Raw genomic sequence first — 18474 nt, forward strand, 5'->3', positions numbered from 1 at the left:
TGCGGCGGATGACGTTCAAAAGTCCCATGTGGATCACTCCGGAATCCCCCGCTGCAAGCTGCGTCGCGGGGAGGGTCACATGGGTCAATTCTCAATGGAAATTACGCGCGCTCCCGGGTCAGTTCTGGGTGGAAATCAACAGAACGACGTCTTCCAGTCCCTTCTTCTGGGGATGCCGCCCCAGCAGGTCCTCCTGCAGCAGGGGCCGCAGATCACGCAGATCTACGGCGGCGTCGGCAAGACCTTCAAGGCGCTGACCTCTGTCCTCACGCCCTTGAATGTCAGCCTCGGTGTGGGGGCCGTGGCAGTTGTTGCTCTGGGTGCGGCGTACACCAGCTATCTGCGATCCACGAAGGAGGTCAAGACGGCTAGCCGGGGCATTGGCCTGGCTGTGGCGGGAACTGCATCCGAGATGACGGCCGCCGCCCAAGCCGGGGCCGCCGCCGCCGGGATCTCGGTGTCTGCCGCCCGCATGATGCAGGCGCAGTTCCTGCGCACCGGCAAGATCGGTTCGGAGAATTTTGAGGCGCTGATCGGCCTGTCGAAGGACTTCGCCACGACTCTCGGGATCGAGAGCGATGCCGCCGGTCAGGCCCTGGCCGAGATGTTCTCGGATCCGGCCCAAGCAGCGGATGAGCTGTATAACCGCTATGGCCTGATCGACGGCGCAACGGCACGCCTTGCGCAAACCCTCGCCGCGCAGAACCGCCTCTCCGAGGCGCAGGCCGTGCTGCTTGATGCCCTACCGGCCCGACTGGTTCATGCCGCAGATGCGACGACGGCCTTCGGACGCGCGTGGGAGGCTGTCGCCACCGGGGCCAGCAACGCCTTCAACTGGGTCGGCAAGACCATAGATCGTGCCATCGATGGGCCGTCGCTCGACGAACAGATCCAGCAGGCCGAGAAGGATCTTGCAATCCAGGAGAACAATGCGCGGCGCAAGGCAGAGGGCTTCCGGGTACGGACGCCTGACGTTGCTGGGGCCCGCGCGCGGCTCGATGCACTTCTGGAACAGCGCCGTCTGCTGGAGGACGCCCAGAAGAAACGCGCCGAGGAGCAGAAAGGCGCTGCGGCCTATGGCATCGCCCAGGACAGCGATGCCAACGCGACAGCACGCCGTCAGGAAGAGCTGAGGAACCGCCTGGAGGCGCTTCGCCAAGGGCAGAATGCCCCTGGGCTCGATGCCACGCAGCGCGAGAGCATTGCCCGCGCGATCGAGGCGACCTCGACGGCTCTCGATGGGCTCAACACCAAGCGCGAGCGCGAAGCCGAGTTGGCCCGTATCGAGATCCAGCTGCAGAACGAGCGCAATCCCCTGGTGCGTGCCGACCTGGAAGCGCGGCGGACCCGGCTGGAGCTGGCCGACCAGGAGCTGACAGAAGCCGAGCGGACCCGCCGGGCCGAGGCCGCGCGCACCCGGGAAATCGAGAGCGCCATCGCTGCCGGTCAGACGCAGGCCGCCGACATGCGCGCCGAAACCGAGCTGCGCGCCAAGCTGACCGTCCAGATTGCCAGCGGCGCAATCACCGCCGAGGACGCCAACCGCCTGCTCCAGGAAGAGCTGACCCTGCGCCCGTTGGTGGCCGCAGCGGCCCAGGCCGAGGGCGAGGAAAAGGCGCGCCTGGAAGGGGTGATCCTTAGCTTGCGCGAAGCCTATGCCAGCGCTGCCCAGGCCAACCGTGCCGCCGATCAGGCGGCGGCCTTCCAGGACTACCTGCGCGGCCAGTCCGAGAAGCTGCAGATGCTGCGGGTCGAAGCCGCCCTGATCGGTCAATCCGAGGCAGTTCGACAGCGGGCGCTCGCGCTTGCGGAAGCCGAGCAGAAGATCACCGAGCTGCGCCTTGATCGCAACAGCGACGCCGCCAATCAGATCCGGGCGCAATCGGAGGCCTATGCCGATCAGACCCGCGAGCTGCAAAAGCAGATCGAGGCCTTCAACGACCTGCGCTCGGCCGGAGAGGACGCCGTTGATGGGGTCATTGATAGCCTCTTGAAAGGGGATGTGGGCGGCGCCCTCGACAGCCTCTCCGAGGACATCCTGTCGACCTTCTCCGAGATCGCCATCAAGAACCCGGCCAAGAATGCCCTCTTCGGTACCGACTATGCCACGCTGCCCGAAATGGGTGGTTTGCTTGGGATCTGGAACACCTTCACCGGGGGCAAGACCACGGCAATCCCGGGGCTCTCCTCCGGCACCATCGGGGCACAGATGATGCAGGTCTCCGCTGGCACCGTGGTGATCAACGGATCCGTGACCGGCGGGCTCGGGGCAGCACCGGCAGTTGCCGGTTTTGCGGCCAACAGCGACACGGCCGGCGGAGACGTCGCGCAGCAGGCCTGGAACTACTTCGCCGCCAAGGGCCTGAAGCCGCACCAGATCGCGGGCATCCTGGGGAACATCTCGGCCGAGAGCGGTTTCGATGCCTCCGCCATCGGCGACGGCGGCACGTCCTTCGGCCTCTTCCAGCACCATGGCTCCCGTGGCGCGGGGCTGCTGACTTCGCTCGGCGGGGTCGGCCAGCTTGGCAATGTGCAGGGTCAGCTCGACTACGTCTGGAAGGAACTGCTCGGCAGCGAGAACGGCGTCCTGCAGAAGCTGCGCGCCGCGCCCGATGTCGCCTCGGCTACCAATGCGTTTCTGGGCTTCGAGCGTCCGGCCGGTTGGTCGAGCGCCACGCCCGAGGCCTCGGCCGGTTTCGCCTCCCGCATGAACGCTGCCGAAAGCGCCCTGGCAAAGTTCGGGGCCACGACCGGCACCGCGCAGGCAGAGCTGGGCACGCTCGGCCAGGGCTTCGGCTCGCTGGGCGATGCGCTCGCGTCCGCCTTCACGGGCGGGACGAGCTCCGTCGGGGCCGGTGGGCTGGTCCAGTCGCTGGCGAGTTTCGCGGGCAGCGCCCTGGGCCTTCCCGGCTTCAGCGGCGGTGGGGAGACCGGCGGCAGCGATCCAAGCCGTGTCGCCGGTGTCGTGCATGAGCAGGAATTCGTCTTCGATGCTGCCGCCACCGCGCGGATCGGCCCGAAGAACCTGGAAGCGCTGCGGCGTGGCAGCCTGCGCGGCTTCCGCACCGGGGGCTATGTCTCGGCGCTTCCGGCGTCGGGGACGACAGGGGCGGCCACCGGTGGCGCGGGCGGCAGTGGCTCGGCAGCCACCTCGGTCACCGTTAACAACTACTCGGGCCAGGAGGTCGTGACCGAGCATGGCACCGATGCCGAAGGCCAGCCCCAGATCACCATGACCATCGGCCAGCAGGTTGCGAATGCGGTCAGTCAGCGCGGCAATCCGCTGCGCAAGACCATGCAGTCCGAGTTCTCGATGCGCCCCCGCATGAGGAACCGCGGATGATCCTGGACTGGCCCACCGAACTGCCCCGGCCCGAGCGCAACACCTGGAGCGCCACCCATCAGGACGCCCGGCGCAAGCGCCAGAATGATGCTGGTCCGCCGGGTTACAGCCGTCGCTTTTCCAGCGTGGCCAAGCTGGTCAGCCTGTCGGTCATTCTCGACCGCAACCAGAAGGCCATCTTCGATCTATTCTTCGAGGAGGACTGCGGTTACGGCACCGCGCTGTTCCATATGCCCGATCCGACGACCGACGGCTGGGCGCTGCTGACCTCGGATGGCGTGCCCCTGCTGACCGGCGACGGTCAGCCGCTGCTGATGTCGAAGATCTGGCTCTGCGCCTGGGGCGATGACGTGCCGAAGGAGACGATCCAGGGCACCGAGTTCCGCAAGACCTTCAGCGTGGTGGTGATGCCATGAGACGTGTGAGCCTGAATGCCCGGGCCGCTCAGGATGCCGACATCTCGGGAGAGGTCTATGTGGCCCTGTTCGAGATCACCCACGAAAGCCTGACCGAAACGGTCCGCCTGTCGACCGACCCGACCGAACGGATCACCTCGGATCCGCTGGTCTATGGCACCCGCTCCAGCTGGCGCGGCGCCAATACCGCAACTGAGCCCTGGCTCTGGACCATCGCCTCGGCGCTTCTGCCCTCCGACATGGAGGACACTCCGACCTCGGCCTCGCTCGTCCTGGAGAACCTCGACAGCGCCATGGTGAAGGTCGTGCGGAGCTTCACCTCCCTGGCCACGGTCAACATGGCGGTCGTGCTGGCCGAAACCCCCGACGTGATCGAGGCCGAATATCTCGGCCTGCAGATCCTCTCTGCCGACATCGATGCCGGATCGATCACCCTCGCCATCAGCCGGGAGGAAATCGAAGCGGAACCCTTCCCATCCGGCCGCATGACCCGCGACCGCTTTCCCGGACTGCACCTATGAGCTGGAGCAATGGCTATATCGGCCTCCCCTGGGGCGAATTCGGGCGCTCGCGTTCGGGCGCCGACTGCTGGGGGCTGGCCTGCATCATCTACCAGGAGGAGCTGGGGATCCGGCTGCCCGAGTATCTGGGCTACAGCTCGGCCGAGGAGCGCGGCGAGATCGCGGCCCTGGTGAGCGGCGCGACCTCTTCTCCCTTGTGGCTGCCGGTCGAGGGGCCCGCCATTGCCTTCGACATCGTGGTGTTTCGCCGGGGACGGCTGGCCTCTCATGTCGGGATCGTGGTGCGCCATGGGCTGATGATCCACATGGACGGCGAGGATTGCGCCAAGCTGGCCGATTACACCGGAGGGGCCTGGAAGCACCGTTTGACGGGGCATTACAGGCATGTTGAACGGCCTGTTACCATCCTGTCGGAGGCCCGGAGATGACGGGTCGCAAGGTGCCGCTGCTGGCCGTTCCCCACCTCGACCCGGGCCATCGCCGCATCGAGATCGAGGTGCCCGAAGGCCTGACCCTGGCCGAAATGCTGCGCGTCGCGCTGCCGGGCGCCACGCCCGACGAGCTGAAGGCCTGCCGGATCGCCCTAGTGAGCGCGCACGGCTCGGAAGTGATCCTGCCCGCATTCTGGCATCAGGTGCGGCCGCGCCCCGGGGTCCGGGTGGTGATCCGCGTGATCGCAGAAGGGGATGGCCTGCGCTCGGTGCTGACCGTCGTGGTCGCGATCGCCGCCGTCGCGGCGGCCGCCTGGGTCGCCGGGACCTATCTGGGCCTCACTGCGGGGACCTTCGCCTATTCGGCTGCCTATGCGGGCACGGCGTTGGCCGTTACCGCCCTGGGCAATCTGCTGATCAATGCGTTGATCCCGCCGGTCACGGCGGACAGCCGCGATGCCGAAAACCGCTACTCGATCTCCGGCTTCAAGAACACGCTCGACCCCAACGGCGCCGTGCCCGTGGTGCTGGGGACGATCCGTTTCGCGCCGCCCTACGCCCTGCGCGGCCATTCCGAGATCGTCGGAGATTTCCAGTACATCCGGGCAGCCTTCCTGCCCGGCGAGGGGCAGCTGTCCCTCTCGGACATCCAGATCGGCGAGACCTCGATCTCGGAATTCGACTACGTGGACATCGAAACCCGCGACGGCCTCGATACCGACCTGCCGCTGTCGATCTTCACCTCCCAAGTGGCCGAGGAAAGCGTCTCCGTCGAGCTGGTCCGCCCGCTGCCCCGCGACGAACTGGGTGAGGTCATCGATGACGACCCCTCGGAAGCCTCGCCCGTAGTGCGCGCGACCGGCGCGGATGCCTCTGGCGCCTCCATCATCTTCGCCTTCCCCTCCGGGTTGATCCGCTATGACGACAGCGGCAAGAGCCACACCGAGAGCGTTTCGGTGCTGATCGAGCATCGCCTGGTCGAGGCCGAGGAATGGCAGGAGGTCGAGACGCTGGAGATCCGGGCCAAGAAGCTGGAGAGCTTCTATCGCCAGTACACCTGGACCTTCCCGAGCCGGGGCCGCTGGCAAGTCCGCGTCACGATGCTGACCGACGAGACCACGGACACGCAGATCCAGCGCCGCTGCAGCTGGGCCGCCCTGCAGACGCTACGGCCCGAATATCCTCTGAACTACAGCCTCCCGCTGGCGCTGATCGCGACCCGCATCAAGGCGACCTATCAGCTCTCCGGCGCGCTCGACAACGTCTCGGTCCTCGCAAGCCGGATCTGCCCCGATTATGACGCCGACACCGGCACCTGGATTGAGAGGGCGACCTCGAACCCCGCATCGCTTTATCGCTACGTCCTGCAGAGCCCGGCCAATCCGAAGGCCGTGGTCGACAGCGGGATCGACCTGGACCAGATCGAGGACTGGCATGACTTCTGCCGCGAAAACGGCCTGAAATACGACCGTGTCCTGCAGGAGACGACCACCAGCCTGCGCGATGTCCTGACCGAGATCACCGCTGCCGGCCGGGCGACGCCGCGCCATGATGGCGTGAAATGGGGCGTCGCCATCGACCGGGCGCAGGAACTGGTCGTCGACCACATCAGCCCGCGCAACTCCTGGGGCTTCAAATCGAAGCGGACCTACTTCGAGCCGCCCCATGCCTTCCGCGTGAAGTTCAAGGACGCCACGAACGACTACAAGGATGCGGAGCGCGTGGTGCGCTGGCCGGGCTACGACGGCGAAATCACCCTGACCGAGGGCCTGGAACTGCCGGGCAAGACCGACCCGGACGAGATCTGGATCGAGGCACGCCGCCGCATGTACGAGACCCTTTACCGCCCCGACACCTACCAGGTGACGCAGAAGGGGCCCATCCGGGTTGCGACCCGGGGCGACAAGGTCATGGCGAGCCACGATGTCCTGGACAGCGTCCAGCGCGGCGCCAAGGTCAAGTCGGTCATGGGCAAGCTGATCGAGCTGGACGATCTCGTGACCATGGAAGCAGGGCAGTCCTATGCCGTTCGCTTCCGCGTCTTCGAGGACGCGGAGGACACCATCGGGTCCTCGGTCGTTCGGACTGTTTCGACGGTCTCCGGCAACACCCGCGTCCTGACCGCTACCGGGACCGGAGACATGCCGGAGGCAGGCGACCAGGTGCTTTTCGGGAATGCGGGCACCGAAAGCCTGGCGCTGATCGTGCGCGGCGTCGAGGCGACGCAGGATGGTCATTCGATCCTGCACATGGTGGACGAGGCGGCGATCATCGATGAGCTGCTCGCCCAGGACGAAGTGCCTGCCTGGTCGGGCCGCGTCGGCGCCGAGATCGACGAAAACCTCTCGCAGCCATCCGCACCGCGCTTCACTTCGGTTCGAACCACCTCCGGCCCGCTGATCGACGTCCTGATCGAACCCGGCAGCGGGGTCATCGCCACGGCGCGCTACACGGTCTATCACCGGCTGCTGGGCGAGACGGCGTGGTCCTCGCTGACCATCCAGGCCGCCAGCGGCGGCGGCACGATCAGCGGCTACGCCCTTGCGGACACGGTCGAGTTGCAGGCCGAAGCGGTCTCGCCCACGGATGTGGTCGGCCCGCTGACAACGACCATCGAATTCGTGGTCGGGTCGGACCAGGCGGCGATCCCAGCGGCTCTGGACAGCGCCTCGATCGACATCACGACGCTGCTCGGCGGCGCCTTGATCCAGGTGGCCACCGGCGCGGACGAGGCGACCGAACAGCTCCAGGTCTACCGCTCGCTGTCTTCGACGCTGGACCGCGAGACCGATGCCGTCGGCAGCCCGGTCGCGACGTCTCCGTTGCAGAGCTATTCGATCACCCTGGGCGACACGACGCGGCAAGAGCTGATCACGGACGGCGCCATGGGCAATGCCGCGTCCTGGACCGCAGACACGGGCTGGGAAGTTGTTGGCGGCCTCGCCCAGCACACCGCAGGCACGGCAGACAGCCTGTCCCAGGCGCTGACCATGACTTCCGGCAAGTTCTATCGGGTGTATTTCACGGTCAGCGGACGGACCGCTGGTAGCGTCACGCCGCGCCTTACCGGCGGATCGGACCGCCCCGGTGTGACGGTATCCGCCAACGGCGATCAGAGCGACCGGATCCAGGCCGTGACCGGGAACGACACGGTCGAGTTCTTGGCCAGCACGGATTTCGACGGCGCGATCGACGACGTGTCCGTCTACCTCGAAACCGATGCCTGCCTTGTTCAGGGGACACATTATCTTTGGATCGAGCCACAGAATGCAGATGGAGTTCCGGGCCCCGTGAGTGGTCCGTTCACGATCAGCATCTAGGAGCTGCCGCTCATGGCCAACGGCGTAACAACGACGAACGCGGATCCATCGGCGCTTGTCGATGAGCTGCTTGGGAACCGGGAGGGCAGCACCGTCCGAGTGCTCTTCGAAGCTTTCGTCAATCAGCTTCTGGCCAGCGGCGCTCTGGCCGATCTGGACATCGGCAATCGCCTTACCTCGGCTGAGACCCGCGTCACGACGCTGGAAGGGATCACCTTCGCCGAAGCCGAAACCTACGCAGATACCGCTGCCGGTCTGGCAGCCACCTCTGAGGGCGATTTCTTCAAGGTGCAGAACGCCGATACGGCAATCCTGTACGACGTCTACCTGCACGATGCGGGCAGCGTGGCCACCTTCCAGAAATCGGCACCGTCTGAGTAAGGGTTGACGGGGAAGCTCGACAAGTCGGCGAACCTGGGCGATCTGGACGACAAGGATGCGGCACGGGCTACGCTCGGGGCGGCATCCGACACGGACCTTGCAGAAGCCGTTTCCGCACGCGCAGCATTGATCGAGGCCGTGGCAGGTGAAACCTCATGGCGTGTCAGCTTCGCCGATCCTTCCGGCTTCGTCGGGGCCTATATGACGGTCGAGGGTATCTCGGGGAAAACCTGGTCTGTCGGGGAAGCGGGGCTCGCTACACAGGATGTCTCTCTCCTGCGGGACGATACTTTCGACGGGCTGCGATACATCGGGGCCGATGGCTTCTACGTGGACCTCTATGATCCGGGGATGCGCGCCACCGATGACAACAGCCATTCCGGTATCCGCCTGCAGTTCGCCGACGGGACCTACATGGAGCTGGCCTCGGTGGACCAGATCCCGGAGATCCCGGAAACCGAAGCCCCCATCGCTTCGGACGGGCGCGGGCTCAATGCTTGGCGGGCCGCGATCTCCCGGCTGCGCAGTACCGGCTCGGAAATCGTTCGTCTTATGGGCTATGGCGACAGCTGGACCCAACGCCTCCTCATTTCCCAGGCCGTGGCAAATCTCTTGTACGCGGCCTTCGGCCAGGGGGCGGATGGCTGGATCAGCTTGCTGGCAACAGGCGCTGTTCTGAACGACGTGGATGTCCAGTACACCGGCTGGACCAAGCACGACATCGACAGCGAGGAAGAGAGCGGAGCCTATTCGCATGACGGCCTGCGGCTGGATGCGCCGGGCACCACCGCCACGCTTGCAATCACCGGGGTGCGCGGCACCGAGCTGCGCTTCTACTACCTCGATACCGCCGGGACCTTCCGCTACCGGGTCGATGGCGGGGCCTGGGTGACCGTCGCAGGCGGCAGCACCGGCGCCCCGGCCAAGGTCGAAGTGACGGGGCTGTCCGACAGCACCCTGCACAGCTTCGAGATCGACCTGACCGGCAATACCGGCACGGTCTCGCTCTTCGGGCTCTGGGCCACCGGCATTCCCGGGGTCGAATTCCAGAAGTGCGGCAATGCCGGCGCCATGGCCTGGCATCTGCGCAAGATCATCAATGATGTGACGGCGCGCTTCATCCTCGCCGACCTGGCGCCGGATCTTGCCTATGTGGCACTTGGGGCGAACGACAGCCCGCAGAGCATCTCGGTCTCCGCCTTCCGGGGCTACATGGAGACGATCGTCGCAGAACTGCGGGATGCTGGAACGGATACCGGCGTGGTCATCTATTGCCAACCCGAAACCGGCGATCAGGTGATCCCGATGTCAGGCTATGCGGCAACGCTGATCGACTACGCACAGGCCACGGATCGGGTCGAGTATCTGGATTTCACGCGTCTCGGCCTCAATCACGCCCAGGCGGCGTCCCTTGGCCTCTGGCTCGACCTTCGGCACCTGGACGACCCCGGGGCGTATTTCCTCTCCGGCACTCTCTTCACAACCCATCTGCAATTCCCCTGAAAGGCACACACCATGGGCACGACGATCTATTCCCCGGGCATCATCGGCAACAAATACACCGGCTACCTGCCGGTGATCACCGATGGTCTGGAATACCTGAATTTCTTCGCCGATGGGGCGGACCTGACGCGCAACCTGGCCCCCGGGAAGGCGGCCGCCTCCGTAGTGGGCAGCCCGGTCCAAGGCGAGCAGTCCATCACCTGCGACAGCCTCACCAACTAGATCGACACCGGGCTACTGCTGACCGACGCCTTCACCTGGCTGGTGGTGGCCGAGCAGGAGAGCGACCAGAATGGCTTCCTGGTCGGCATGGCGGGTGCTGCGGCGAATGGCGGGGCCTGGCTTTATGCCAACACCAACAACGCGGGCGATGACCTTGTCCGCCTGGATTTCAACAACGTGCTCGACAACGCGGGGGTCTCTGCGATCAACGTGATGAACGGGCAATCGCTTGCGGTGCCCTTCAGCAGTCCGACCGCATTTGCCGCGCGGCGCGATGGCACGACCGGAAAGAAGACGGTCGATTATCTTACCGGCGACGATCAGAGCGAGTTCACGCCTTCCCTGGTGACGCAGGTCGCGGGGGCGAAGAGCATCCTACTGGGGTCGGCTTCGGCCACGTTCACGGGTCAGACGAAGATCTACGCTGCGGCGCTCTTCAGCGGTCGCCTCAGCGATACGGATCTGGCCAAGGTCTATGCTCAGATGCAGGCTTATTTCACCCCCCGTGCGATCACAATTTAAGATAGGCGCTCTTCGGCTTCCAAAATGCTCGTAAGCGCCACATTGTCGTGCAGCAGTATATTTCAGGAGGCACGGTCGTGAATGTCGAGAGCGGAGACGAGTTCGCAAGGAAATATGAGAGAGACATAGAACGCCTCCAACGCTTTAGCCGAGCCATCGGCACGACCATGCAAGTCGAATACGCCTATCGGAAGCTTCAAGGTATAAAGCCAGATTCCCAAATGACGAACTTCTTGGACGTTGAACTCTACACCACAGCGTTCGTTGTCGCTTACGGTAGGCTATTCACACAGACATCTGGGGCGACGCGACTGAAAGCTTCCTCAGTCCCTTCCCATCTGCGAGCGGTCCATGAGGAGATAATGGGGCTTCGCCACCGACGACATGCTCATAACGGCGGCCATGAAAGTCTCTCAAGTATCATTGCGCTGGACCTTGTCGGACCAGAAGTCCGGGTGGATCTGCAGTTGAGCTTCGGCTTTTACTTTGGTGCAGCTCCACACTGGGAACCTTTGGTCGATTGGCTGAACACACACGTGATGGAACGCATGTTTGCGGAACTTGATCGGCTCTCGCGGAAGACAGGTCGAAAATGGGTCTTTTCAAGAGATCAACCACCTCCCGACGGAGATCCCTCTAGCTACTCAATCATTGTGGAACCGCCTCCAGGCTCCAGGGGTGGGGAAAGTGATCCGAGGTGATGACGTGTGTCCACGGCCCAATCCAGACCACTTCGGATGACCGGAACACCGAAAGTCGTCTGCTGCAACTTTCGGTGTCGCACACTGAAAAAATCGGTGTCGCGCTACACGCAGGCCATCAACGTGAGCGATGCAACTTTACTGCCAGGGCGCGCGCAGAAAGCTTTGCGTCGCGTCGCAAGGTCTCTGGAGAGTTTAGAAGTCCGGACTGGAGCTATATGCCAGTCTTGCCCGGGCAAGATGCCAAGTAGAACCGGATAGGTTCCAACCTTCGGCGAACGTCATAAACGGGAAGAATGGCTGGGGCGGTAGGATTCGAACCTACGGTGCGCGGTACCAAAAACCGGTGCCTTACCACTTGGCTACGCCCCAACATCTCGCTCTTGGAAAGGTCTGGTGCCGCAGGGGAGGATTGAACTCCCGACCTCACCCTTACCAAGGGTGCGCTCTACCACTGAGCTACTGCGGCATCGCCCCTCAAGGCATTCAGCCTCAAGCGATTTCGGCGTTCTCATGCAGATATTCTCGACGGAATGCAACATCGAAAATCACCCGTTCCGCCCGAAACGGCTCTGCCGTGGGGGCAGCTTGCGGCGCGACGGGGTCCGCAGCATCGCCCGCCCCCGCAGGCAGCCCCTCCGGGCCGGCGACGCGGCACGGCAAATGTGCTATGCTGGCGCCGGACCGCCTGCGCATGTCCCTCCCCCACGCCGCACCCGGCAGGTCCGGTCGCAATTCGCCACGGGTAGAGGGCAGGACATGGACGAAACGGACGCCGCTGCGGGGCAGATCTCGGCCGAGGCGGCGCGGATCTACGAGGATTTCTTCGTCCCCGCGCTTTTCGGACAATTCGCCCCCTGGCTGGTCGAGGCCGCCGGCATTCGCGACGGCGACAGGGTGCTGGACGTGGCGACCGGGACCGGCGTGGTCGCCCGGGCCGCGCAGGCCCGTGCGGCCCGGGTCAGCGCCGTCGATATCAACCCGGGCATGCTGGCCATGGCACGGAAACTGGCACCGGAGCTGGATATCCGGCAGGCGCGCGCCGAGGCCCTGCCCTTCGCCGACGACAGTTTCGACGCGGTGACCTGCCAGTTCGCGCTGATGTTCCTGGCAGACCGCCGGCAGGCGCTGCGCGAGATGGCCCGGGTCTGCCGGCCCGGCGGCTGGATCACGGTCTCGGTCTTTGCCCCCTGGCCACGCTCTCCGGGGTACAACGACCTGATTCCGCTGCTGGAAGAGCTCATGGGGGCCGGAGCTGCCGAAGCGCTGAAGGTCCCGTTCTGTCTTGGAGAGGACGGCGCGCTGGCGCAGCTTCTGGCCGAGGCCGGACTGGAAGGGGCCCATCTGGGCCACCGGACCGGAGAGATCCGCCACCCCTCCCTCGATGCCTGGCTCGAGACCGAGATCGGCGGCTGGACCCTGGCGGAAGCCATGACACCGGCCCGCATGACGGCCCTGAAACGCGCCGCGCCCGAACGGCTGGGAAAGTATCGCCATGGCGATGGCAGCGTCAGCTTCGAGTGCCCCGCACTTTTCGCCGTCACCCGGGCCTGAGGGCGCCCCCGCTTGCCGCCGGGACTGCGGCGGCTTCCAGGTCCTTGCGCATCCGGAAGCGGCGCAGCGACACGCCCCGGCGCAGGATTTCCTCGGGCCTGACCACCTGCCAGCCGTGGCGGGCAAAGAAGGGCCGTGCCACGAGGCTTGCCTCGGTGGTCATGTGCCCCGCCCCACCCGAGCGCGCCCAGGCCTCGGCCCGGCGCAGCAGTTGCCCGCCGATGCCCTTCCCCGCCTGCGAGGGCAGCACGAAGGCCAGATCGACATGGGCCTGCGCATCGGCAATGGCGTCGAGGGTCAGCACGCCCACCGGCTCCTCGTCGCGCGTGGCGACGAAACCTGTCATCCCCTCCAGCCGGCGCTGCCAGGCGGGCAGATCGATGGTTTCGCCGGCCCAGGCCCGGCGCTGCGCCGCGCTGTAGGCGGCCCGCGTCCCCTCATGCACGGCGCAGAAGAAGATCCGCGCCACGGCAGCATGATCGGAAACCGTCATCGGACGGATCAGCAGGGACATCTGGGCGGCTCCTTCGGGGCGGCGGGCGTGGTGCGGCACCCTGCCCCGCACTATGACCCGCCCCGCCGAGAAGTCGAGGGTGCTTCCGGCAGGATGTCGGAGACCGCTTTCTGCAAAATGTCGAAGACGCGCTTTCAGCGCGATCCCCTCCGAAGTGCAGGGATCGCGCGCGGCGCCGCTCAGACCGCCCAGAAGCGCCTGCGGGCTTCCTGCTCGATATCGAGCCGCAGCTGGAGTTCGGCCAGGCGGCGCATCTCCTGCTTGCGGGCAGCGGGATCGCTGGTGGCGCGCAGGACCGCCGCCTGCGCTTCAACCGCCTTGCGCAACTGGACCTCTTTCGGCAAGGCACCGGCCTCGGCCATGATGCGGAATCCCACCGCATCGGCACTGCCGTCATCCTCCATCTTCAGAGGCTTGCCCGCCCCCTTCAGATTCTCCAGCTGCCCCTCGGCCTGGGCCTTCAGGATCTGCCGTTCGGCCATGTCGGAAAACTTCATGCGTCGTCTCCTTCTGATGCGGATCGTGTCAGCAGGCCGCGCTCGATCTCGTCGAAGACGGGCCAGAACATCGCCAGGCCCTCCGGCCCCCGGGGGCCGAAGGCGCTGAGCGCGCCGGTGACCGCCAGGGCCGCCGGAAGGGGGTGCAGATCGGCGCGGAACACGCCCTGGGCGCGACCGATTTCAAGGATGGCGGCATAGCGGGCACACCAGTCGCGGGTAAAACCCTCGAGCAGGGCTGCGACCTGCGGCGTGGTGCCGGCGATCTGGGTCAGCTGGACAAAGCAGGCGGCCAGGTCCGGCTGGTCGCGCAGGCTGTCGTGATAGGCGCGCGCCTCTGCCCGCAGCTGCGCACGCGCCGGTGCCCCGGGGTCGGGAGCGGGCGGCAGCAGCGCCAGGAAGGCGTCGCGCGTCGTTTCGGCCACCAGTTCCACCAGAGCCTCCTTGCCGGGGACATGGAAATGCAGGGTCGAGATGTTGATGCCCACCCGCGCGGCCACGTCCCGGGTGCGCAGCGCGGCATAGCCGTTCTCAAGGATCAGCGCCCGGGCGGCCCGGGCGATCATCGCCCGGCGTTCCGCCTTGCGCAGGTAGCTTTGCTTTTGGTCTGACATGAATCAATCATATGATTGATTCATGCTTCTGGCAAGCCCTCCCGGCCGCGTCGGGTCAGCAGGACCACCCCGATGGCGATCAGCACCGCGCCGCCTGCCTCGTGCCAGGACAGTGTCGTTCCCTGCACCGCATAGGCGATCAGCGCGGCGAAGGCCGGGCAGAGGAACAGGAAGCCGCTGGCGCGCAACGCGCCGCCCGCGCGCAGGGCGGCGAACCACAGCGACATCGCCCCGCTCGAGGCCGGCAGCGCCAGCCACAGGAAGGCCAGCCAGCCGGTGCCGCCCACGGGCAGCGCGAAGGGCTCCCGCACCGCGAGCGCCAGCAGGGCCAGCACCAGGGCCCCGATCAGCATCTGCCAGAAGGACAGTGCCCAGGGATCGACCGCCGGCGCCCGGGCCCGCCCGTAAAGGGTCGACAGGGCCCAACAGGCCGATCCGCAGGCCACCAGCAGATCGCCCCGCCCCAGCCCGCCGCCCCCGGCCAGCTGGCCCGGTCCGATGCAGATCGATACGCCCGCCAGCGCCAGGCCGCACCAGCCCCGCGGCGATACCCTCTGACCCAGCACCGGCGCCGAGAGCAGCGCCACCAGCAGCGGATTGCTGGCCATCAGGATCGCCGCCCGGGGCGCCGTGGTGTGCTGCAGGCCCAGCGTCAGGAAGGCCATGACGCCCGCGGTCTGCAACAGCCCGATCACCCAGAGATCGCGCCAGGGCAGCCCCCGCAGCCCAAGGCCGCGCCACAACAGCACCGGAAGCAACGGCAGCGCCGCCACGCCAAAGCGCAGGGCGGCCAGCCACAGCGGCGGCACAGAGGCAAGCGCCAGCTGGGTGGCAATGAAGGAGGACCCCTGCAGGAAGGTCGAGGCAAGGATCAGCGGCAGGAAGGCAGAGGCCGGGCGTGGCGCGGCAAGAGAGACAGACATGGCATTCCGGATCACGGGAGGGACAGACCCCCCGGGGCTTAGCCCATCCCGCCGTGTCCGGCGTCGCGCATCCGGTCAATCTTTACGCCGGATCGGACAAATCCCCGGCCCCCGCGCCGTACTGGCCCGGGGTCATGCCGGTCAGCTTGCGGAACACCGCGATGAAGGCGCCCGGGGTCTCGTATCCCAGCGACAGGGCAACCGAGGTGACGGGCTCTTGCGCCACCAGGCGCGGCACGGCCGAAACCACCCGCAGCCGTTGCCGCCAAAGCGTGAAGGACATGCCGAACTCTGCCTCGAACAGCCGCGCCAGCGTCCGCGGAGAGGCGCCGGCGTGCGCCGCCCAGGCCTCCAGGCCCCGGGCATCGCCCGGATCGGCCAGCAGCGCATCGCAGACCAGCGCCAGGCGCCGATCCCGGGCCACCGGAAGGCGCAGGCCGGCGGGACCGGCACGGACGATCTCGGAGCGGATGAGCGCCGCTAGGTGGCCGGTACGCTCCGGGTCGTCCCCCGCGTGCCGGGGCGGCGCCAGAAGCGCCAGGATCAGCGCGCGCAGCAGGGCGGTGACGGCCAGCACCTGAGGCTCGCTCCCGGGGCCGATCAGCGGGTCCACGGGCGCGAAGTAGAGCGTGCGCAGAGATACCGGGCCCCGGGCGCGCATCTCGTGCGGGGTGCGGGCCGGCATCAGCAGCCCCTGCCCCGGCGGCACCAGCCAGAGGGCGCGATCGGTGCGGATCTCCATCACCCCGCGGGTGGCGTGGATCAGCTGGGCACCGGCATGGGCATGGGCGCCAAGATCGAGCCCATGGGGATAGTCGCGGCGCGCGGCCTGGGGCTGCGAGGGATCGGAAGGAAGGGGCATGGCAATTGTCCTGCGGCGGGGCCAGGGCGGCTGATGGCGCGGCGCGATGGCACAGGCCAACCGCCCCGCGATATCTTAGCCGGGATCGGCCACCGGGACCCGCAGGTCCTCCAGCTGTGCCGAAAGCTGCGCCGCCGGATAGGCGCCGCGCTCCGGCAGGGTCAGGATCGCCAGCCCCTCGGCACGGCCCAGCCGGTTCAGCGCCTGGCCGTCCGGCCCCGCCACCACCGACCCGCCGCCGAAGACCAGGCCGTGATCGGGGCCGGTGTAATTGGCATAGGCGACGGTCATGGCGTTTTCCAGCGCCCGGGCGGGCACCAGGATCCCCGGCACGCCGTCAAAGCCCTCGGGGTTGGCGGTGGGCACCAGCAGCACCTCGGCGCCGGCGCGCGCCAAGGCGCGGGCATGTTCGGGAAACTCGATGTCGTAGCAGATCAGCAGCCCGCAGCGCCGCCCCGCCAGGGTGAAGACCGGCGGCGCCTGCGTTCCCGGGGTGAAGACGCTGCGCTCCATCTCTCCGAACAGCTGGATCTTGCGGTAATGCGCCAACGTCCGCCCGGCGCTGTCCAGAACCGTCGCGGCATTCCAGAGCCTGCCGTCATGGCGTTCCGCCCAGCCCCAGCACAGCGCGATCCCGGCCTCTCGGGCCACGGCGGCCATGGCCTGCATCCAGGGGCCGTCCTGGGCCTGGGCCAGCGCCGCGTGCCGGTCGGGCCGGTTGTAGCCCGGCAGCAGCAGCTCCGGCAGCAGCAGCAGCTCTGCCCCCTGCATGGCGGCACCGCGCGCCAGCGCCGGACACAGCGCCAGTGCCAGCTCGGGATCCTCGGGCGGGCGGATCTGGGCCAGGGCAATCTTCATCGGTCTCTCCCTCTCGGAACCGGCACTGTGCCCGCGCCCGCCGCCCGGGGCCAGAGCGTTCCGCGTCCGGACGCCGCTTTCGAAGCCGCCCCGGGGCCCGGGCAGCGATTGCGGGCGGCGGAATGCGCGCAGAGGCGGTCGCGCCGCTTGCACCAGGGCCGGCAGGCGCCTTTAGTCGGGACGGACCCGGCGCGTCCCGCGCGATCCGGCCTGCCCCCCCCCCGGGGCCACAAACCAAAGACCACAGAGAGGACAAAGAAGATGAAGACCGTCACCGCCGCATCCGCCCTCGTGATCTCGGGCCTGCTCTCCGGCCCGGCCCTGGCCGAGACCTGGGACATGCCGATGGCCTACCCGGCCTCCAACTACCACACCGAGAATGCCCAGATCTTCGCCGATGCGGTCAAGGCCTGCACCGGTGGCGCGCTGGAAATCACGATCCACGCCAATGGCTCGCTCTTCAAGGGAGACGAGATCAAGCGCGCCGTGCAGCTGGGCGAGGCCCCCATCGGCGAGCGGCTGCTGTCGGCCCATGCCAACGAGAACCCTCTGTTCGCCTATGACAGCGTGCCCTTCCTCGCGACCTCCTTCGAGGCCTCCGAGAAACTGGCCGAGGCCGCCGCCCCGGTGCTGGCCAAGCTGCTGGCGACACAAAACCTGACGCTGCTCTATTCGGTGCCCTGGCCGCCGCAGGGGCTGTATTTCTCCAAGCCCGTCGAGACGCCCGAGGACATGAAGGGCGTGAAGTTCCGCGCCTACAACGCCACCACCGCCAAGGTGGCCGAGCTGACCGGCATGGTGCCCACCCAGATCGAGGCCGCCGACCTGAAACAGGCGCTGGCCACCGGCGTCGTCTCGGCGATGATCTCCTCGGGCTCCACCGGCGTCGATGAAAGCGTCTGGGAGGACATGACGAACTTCTACGACGTCAAGGCCTGGCTGCCGCGCAATACGGTCTTCGTGAACACCGACGCCTTCAACGCGCTTAGCGATGCCGAGAAGACCTGCCTGACCGACGAGGCCGCCAAGGCCCAGACCCGCGGCGCCGAGAAGGCCGAGGAACTGGCCGGCGGCTTCGTCAAGACGCTGGCCGACAACGGCATGACCGTCGGCGCCCCCAGCGCCGCGATCTCGGCCAAGCTGGAAGAGGTCGGCAAGACCATGACCGCCGACTGGCTGAAGGCAACCGGAGACGACGGCAAGGCCATCGTCGACGCCTACGAGGCCCAGTAGGCAGGGCACATCCCCTGGCAGAGGTCCGGACCGGACCTCCTGGCGGGCCGGGGCACAGG

17 protein-coding genes and 2 tRNA genes are annotated in these 18474 nt (G+C 66.9%); 11 read left to right on the forward strand and 8 right to left on the reverse strand.

Features of this window, described 5'->3' with window-relative positions; translation table 11 throughout:
* The first annotated feature begins 94 nt into the window (after positions 1–94).
* The 9 genes from KM176_RS00005 to KM176_RS00045 are packed head-to-tail and all read left to right on the forward strand — an operon-like array spanning position 95 to position 10659.
* Positions 95–3343, forward strand: a complete 3249-nt coding sequence (locus tag KM176_RS00005) for a phage tail tip lysozyme (protein WP_215558749.1) — start codon at positions 95–97, stop codon at positions 3341–3343.
* The gene (locus KM176_RS00010; protein ID WP_160891448.1) at positions 3340–3759 is read left to right on the forward strand and encodes a hypothetical protein; all 420 of its coding nucleotides are present in this window, start codon (positions 3340–3342) and stop codon (positions 3757–3759) included. The genes KM176_RS00005 and KM176_RS00010 overlap by 4 nt, the downstream gene beginning before the upstream one ends.
* Positions 3756–4280, forward strand: a complete 525-nt coding sequence (locus tag KM176_RS00015) for a hypothetical protein (RefSeq protein ID WP_160891450.1) — start codon at positions 3756–3758, stop codon at positions 4278–4280. Before KM176_RS00010 ends, KM176_RS00015 begins: the two co-directional genes overlap by 4 nt.
* The gene (locus tag KM176_RS00020) at positions 4277–4708 is read left to right on the forward strand and encodes an NlpC/P60 family protein (protein ID WP_160891452.1); all 432 of its coding nucleotides are present in this window, start codon (positions 4277–4279) and stop codon (positions 4706–4708) included. Before KM176_RS00015 ends, KM176_RS00020 begins: the two co-directional genes overlap by 4 nt.
* Entirely contained in the window at positions 4705–8031 is a 3327-nt protein-coding gene (gene gpJ / locus KM176_RS00025) for a TipJ family phage tail tip protein (protein WP_160891454.1), read from the forward strand. Before KM176_RS00020 ends, gpJ begins: the two co-directional genes overlap by 4 nt.
* Positions 8032–8043: 12 nt before the next feature.
* Positions 8044–8412 carry a hypothetical protein gene (locus tag KM176_RS00030; protein WP_160891456.1) on the forward strand — a complete coding sequence of 123 codons (369 nt, stop codon included), beginning with the start codon at positions 8044–8046 and terminating at the stop codon, positions 8410–8412.
* Positions 8413–8415: 3 nt separating this feature from the next.
* Positions 8416–9915 (forward strand): SGNH/GDSL hydrolase family protein, encoded by a 1500-nt coding sequence (locus KM176_RS00035; RefSeq protein WP_160891458.1) that lies wholly within the window; start codon positions 8416–8418, stop codon positions 9913–9915.
* A gap of 12 nt (positions 9916–9927) precedes the next feature.
* Positions 9928–10137, forward strand: coding sequence for a hypothetical protein (locus KM176_RS00040; RefSeq protein ID WP_160891463.1), 210 nt, complete (start codon positions 9928–9930; stop codon positions 10135–10137).
* 45 nt (positions 10138–10182) lie between these two features.
* A complete protein-coding gene (locus KM176_RS00045) occupies positions 10183–10659 on the forward strand; it encodes a hypothetical protein (RefSeq protein WP_160891465.1) in 477 nt (158 codons plus the stop codon).
* 998 nt (positions 10660–11657) lie between these two features.
* Here the strand turns inward: KM176_RS00045 and KM176_RS00050 are convergent.
* Both KM176_RS00050 and KM176_RS00055 read right to left on the reverse strand, forming a co-directional pair.
* Positions 11658–11732, reverse strand: a tRNA-Gln gene (locus KM176_RS00050).
* 22 nt (positions 11733–11754) lie between these two features.
* Positions 11755–11829, reverse strand: a tRNA-Thr gene (locus KM176_RS00055).
* 290 nt (positions 11830–12119) lie between these two features.
* Between KM176_RS00055 and KM176_RS00060 the strand changes: the two genes are divergently transcribed.
* A complete protein-coding gene (locus KM176_RS00060; protein WP_160891467.1) occupies positions 12120–12914 on the forward strand; it encodes a methyltransferase domain-containing protein in 795 nt (264 codons plus the stop codon).
* Here the strand turns inward: KM176_RS00060 and KM176_RS00065 are convergent.
* The 6 genes from KM176_RS00065 to KM176_RS00090 form a co-directional block, all read right to left on the reverse strand.
* Positions 12901–13428, reverse strand: a complete 528-nt coding sequence (locus KM176_RS00065) for a GNAT family N-acetyltransferase (RefSeq protein WP_160891469.1) — start codon at positions 13426–13428, stop codon at positions 12901–12903. The two genes, KM176_RS00060 and KM176_RS00065, sit on opposite strands and share 14 nt — an antisense overlap.
* A 179-nt stretch (positions 13429–13607) precedes the next feature.
* A complete protein-coding gene (locus KM176_RS00070) occupies positions 13608–13925 on the reverse strand; it encodes a DnaJ family domain-containing protein (RefSeq protein WP_160891471.1) in 318 nt (105 codons plus the stop codon).
* On the reverse strand, positions 13922–14539 hold the full coding sequence (locus KM176_RS00075) for a TetR/AcrR family transcriptional regulator (RefSeq protein ID WP_160891473.1): 618 nt from the start codon (positions 14537–14539) through the stop codon (positions 13922–13924). Before KM176_RS00075 ends, KM176_RS00070 begins: the two co-directional genes overlap by 4 nt.
* Positions 14540–14559: 20 nt before the next feature.
* Complete coding sequence (locus tag KM176_RS00080) at positions 14560–15462, reverse strand: DMT family transporter (RefSeq protein ID WP_160891475.1); 903 nt, start codon at positions 15460–15462, stop codon at positions 14560–14562.
* A gap of 82 nt (positions 15463–15544) precedes the next feature.
* Entirely contained in the window at positions 15545–16324 is a 780-nt protein-coding gene (locus KM176_RS00085) for a helix-turn-helix domain-containing protein (protein WP_160891477.1), read from the reverse strand.
* 75 nt (positions 16325–16399) lie between these two features.
* Entirely contained in the window at positions 16400–17182 is a 783-nt protein-coding gene (locus tag KM176_RS00090) for a carbon-nitrogen hydrolase family protein (protein ID WP_160891479.1), read from the reverse strand.
* Positions 17183–17443: 261 nt separating this feature from the next.
* Between KM176_RS00090 and KM176_RS00095 the strand changes: the two genes are divergently transcribed.
* Positions 17444–18415, forward strand: coding sequence for a TRAP transporter substrate-binding protein (locus tag KM176_RS00095; protein ID WP_160891481.1), 972 nt, complete (start codon positions 17444–17446; stop codon positions 18413–18415).
* Positions 18416–18474 lie beyond the last annotated feature (59 nt).

This window comes from Pseudooceanicola endophyticus (genome assembly GCF_018760365.1).
Lineage (GTDB): Bacteria > Pseudomonadota > Alphaproteobacteria > Rhodobacterales > Rhodobacteraceae > Pseudooceanicola > Pseudooceanicola endophyticus.

Excerpts from the sequence above, each read along its gene's own strand:
- KM176_RS00040 (WP_160891463.1), top strand. The coding sequence starts at position 9,928 with ATGGGCACGACGATCTATTCCCCGGGCATCATCGGCAACAAATACACC.
- gpJ (WP_160891454.1), top strand. The coding sequence starts at position 4,705 with ATGACGGGTCGCAAGGTGCCGCTGCTGGCCGTTCCCCACCTCGACCCG.
- KM176_RS00005 (WP_215558749.1), top strand. The coding sequence starts at position 95 with ATGGAAATTACGCGCGCTCCCGGGTCAGTTCTGGGTGGAAATCAACAG.
- KM176_RS00010 (WP_160891448.1), top strand. The coding sequence starts at position 3,340 with ATGATCCTGGACTGGCCCACCGAACTGCCCCGGCCCGAGCGCAACACC.
- KM176_RS00085 (WP_160891477.1), bottom strand. The coding sequence starts at position 16,324 with ATGCCCCTTCCTTCCGATCCCTCGCAGCCCCAGGCCGCGCGCCGCGAC.
- KM176_RS00015 (WP_160891450.1), top strand. The coding sequence starts at position 3,756 with ATGAGACGTGTGAGCCTGAATGCCCGGGCCGCTCAGGATGCCGACATC.
- KM176_RS00090 (WP_160891479.1), bottom strand. The coding sequence starts at position 17,182 with ATGAAGATTGCCCTGGCCCAGATCCGCCCGCCCGAGGATCCCGAGCTG.
- KM176_RS00095 (WP_160891481.1), top strand. The coding sequence starts at position 17,444 with ATGAAGACCGTCACCGCCGCATCCGCCCTCGTGATCTCGGGCCTGCTC.
- KM176_RS00080 (WP_160891475.1), bottom strand. The coding sequence starts at position 15,462 with ATGTCTGTCTCTCTTGCCGCGCCACGCCCGGCCTCTGCCTTCCTGCCG.
- KM176_RS00030 (WP_160891456.1), top strand. The coding sequence starts at position 8,044 with ATGGCCAACGGCGTAACAACGACGAACGCGGATCCATCGGCGCTTGTC.
- KM176_RS00075 (WP_160891473.1), bottom strand. The coding sequence starts at position 14,539 with ATGTCAGACCAAAAGCAAAGCTACCTGCGCAAGGCGGAACGCCGGGCG.
- KM176_RS00020 (WP_160891452.1), top strand. The coding sequence starts at position 4,277 with ATGAGCTGGAGCAATGGCTATATCGGCCTCCCCTGGGGCGAATTCGGG.
- KM176_RS00060 (WP_160891467.1), top strand. The coding sequence starts at position 12,120 with ATGGACGAAACGGACGCCGCTGCGGGGCAGATCTCGGCCGAGGCGGCG.
- KM176_RS00065 (WP_160891469.1), bottom strand. The coding sequence starts at position 13,428 with ATGTCCCTGCTGATCCGTCCGATGACGGTTTCCGATCATGCTGCCGTG.
- KM176_RS00070 (WP_160891471.1), bottom strand. The coding sequence starts at position 13,925 with ATGAAGTTTTCCGACATGGCCGAACGGCAGATCCTGAAGGCCCAGGCC.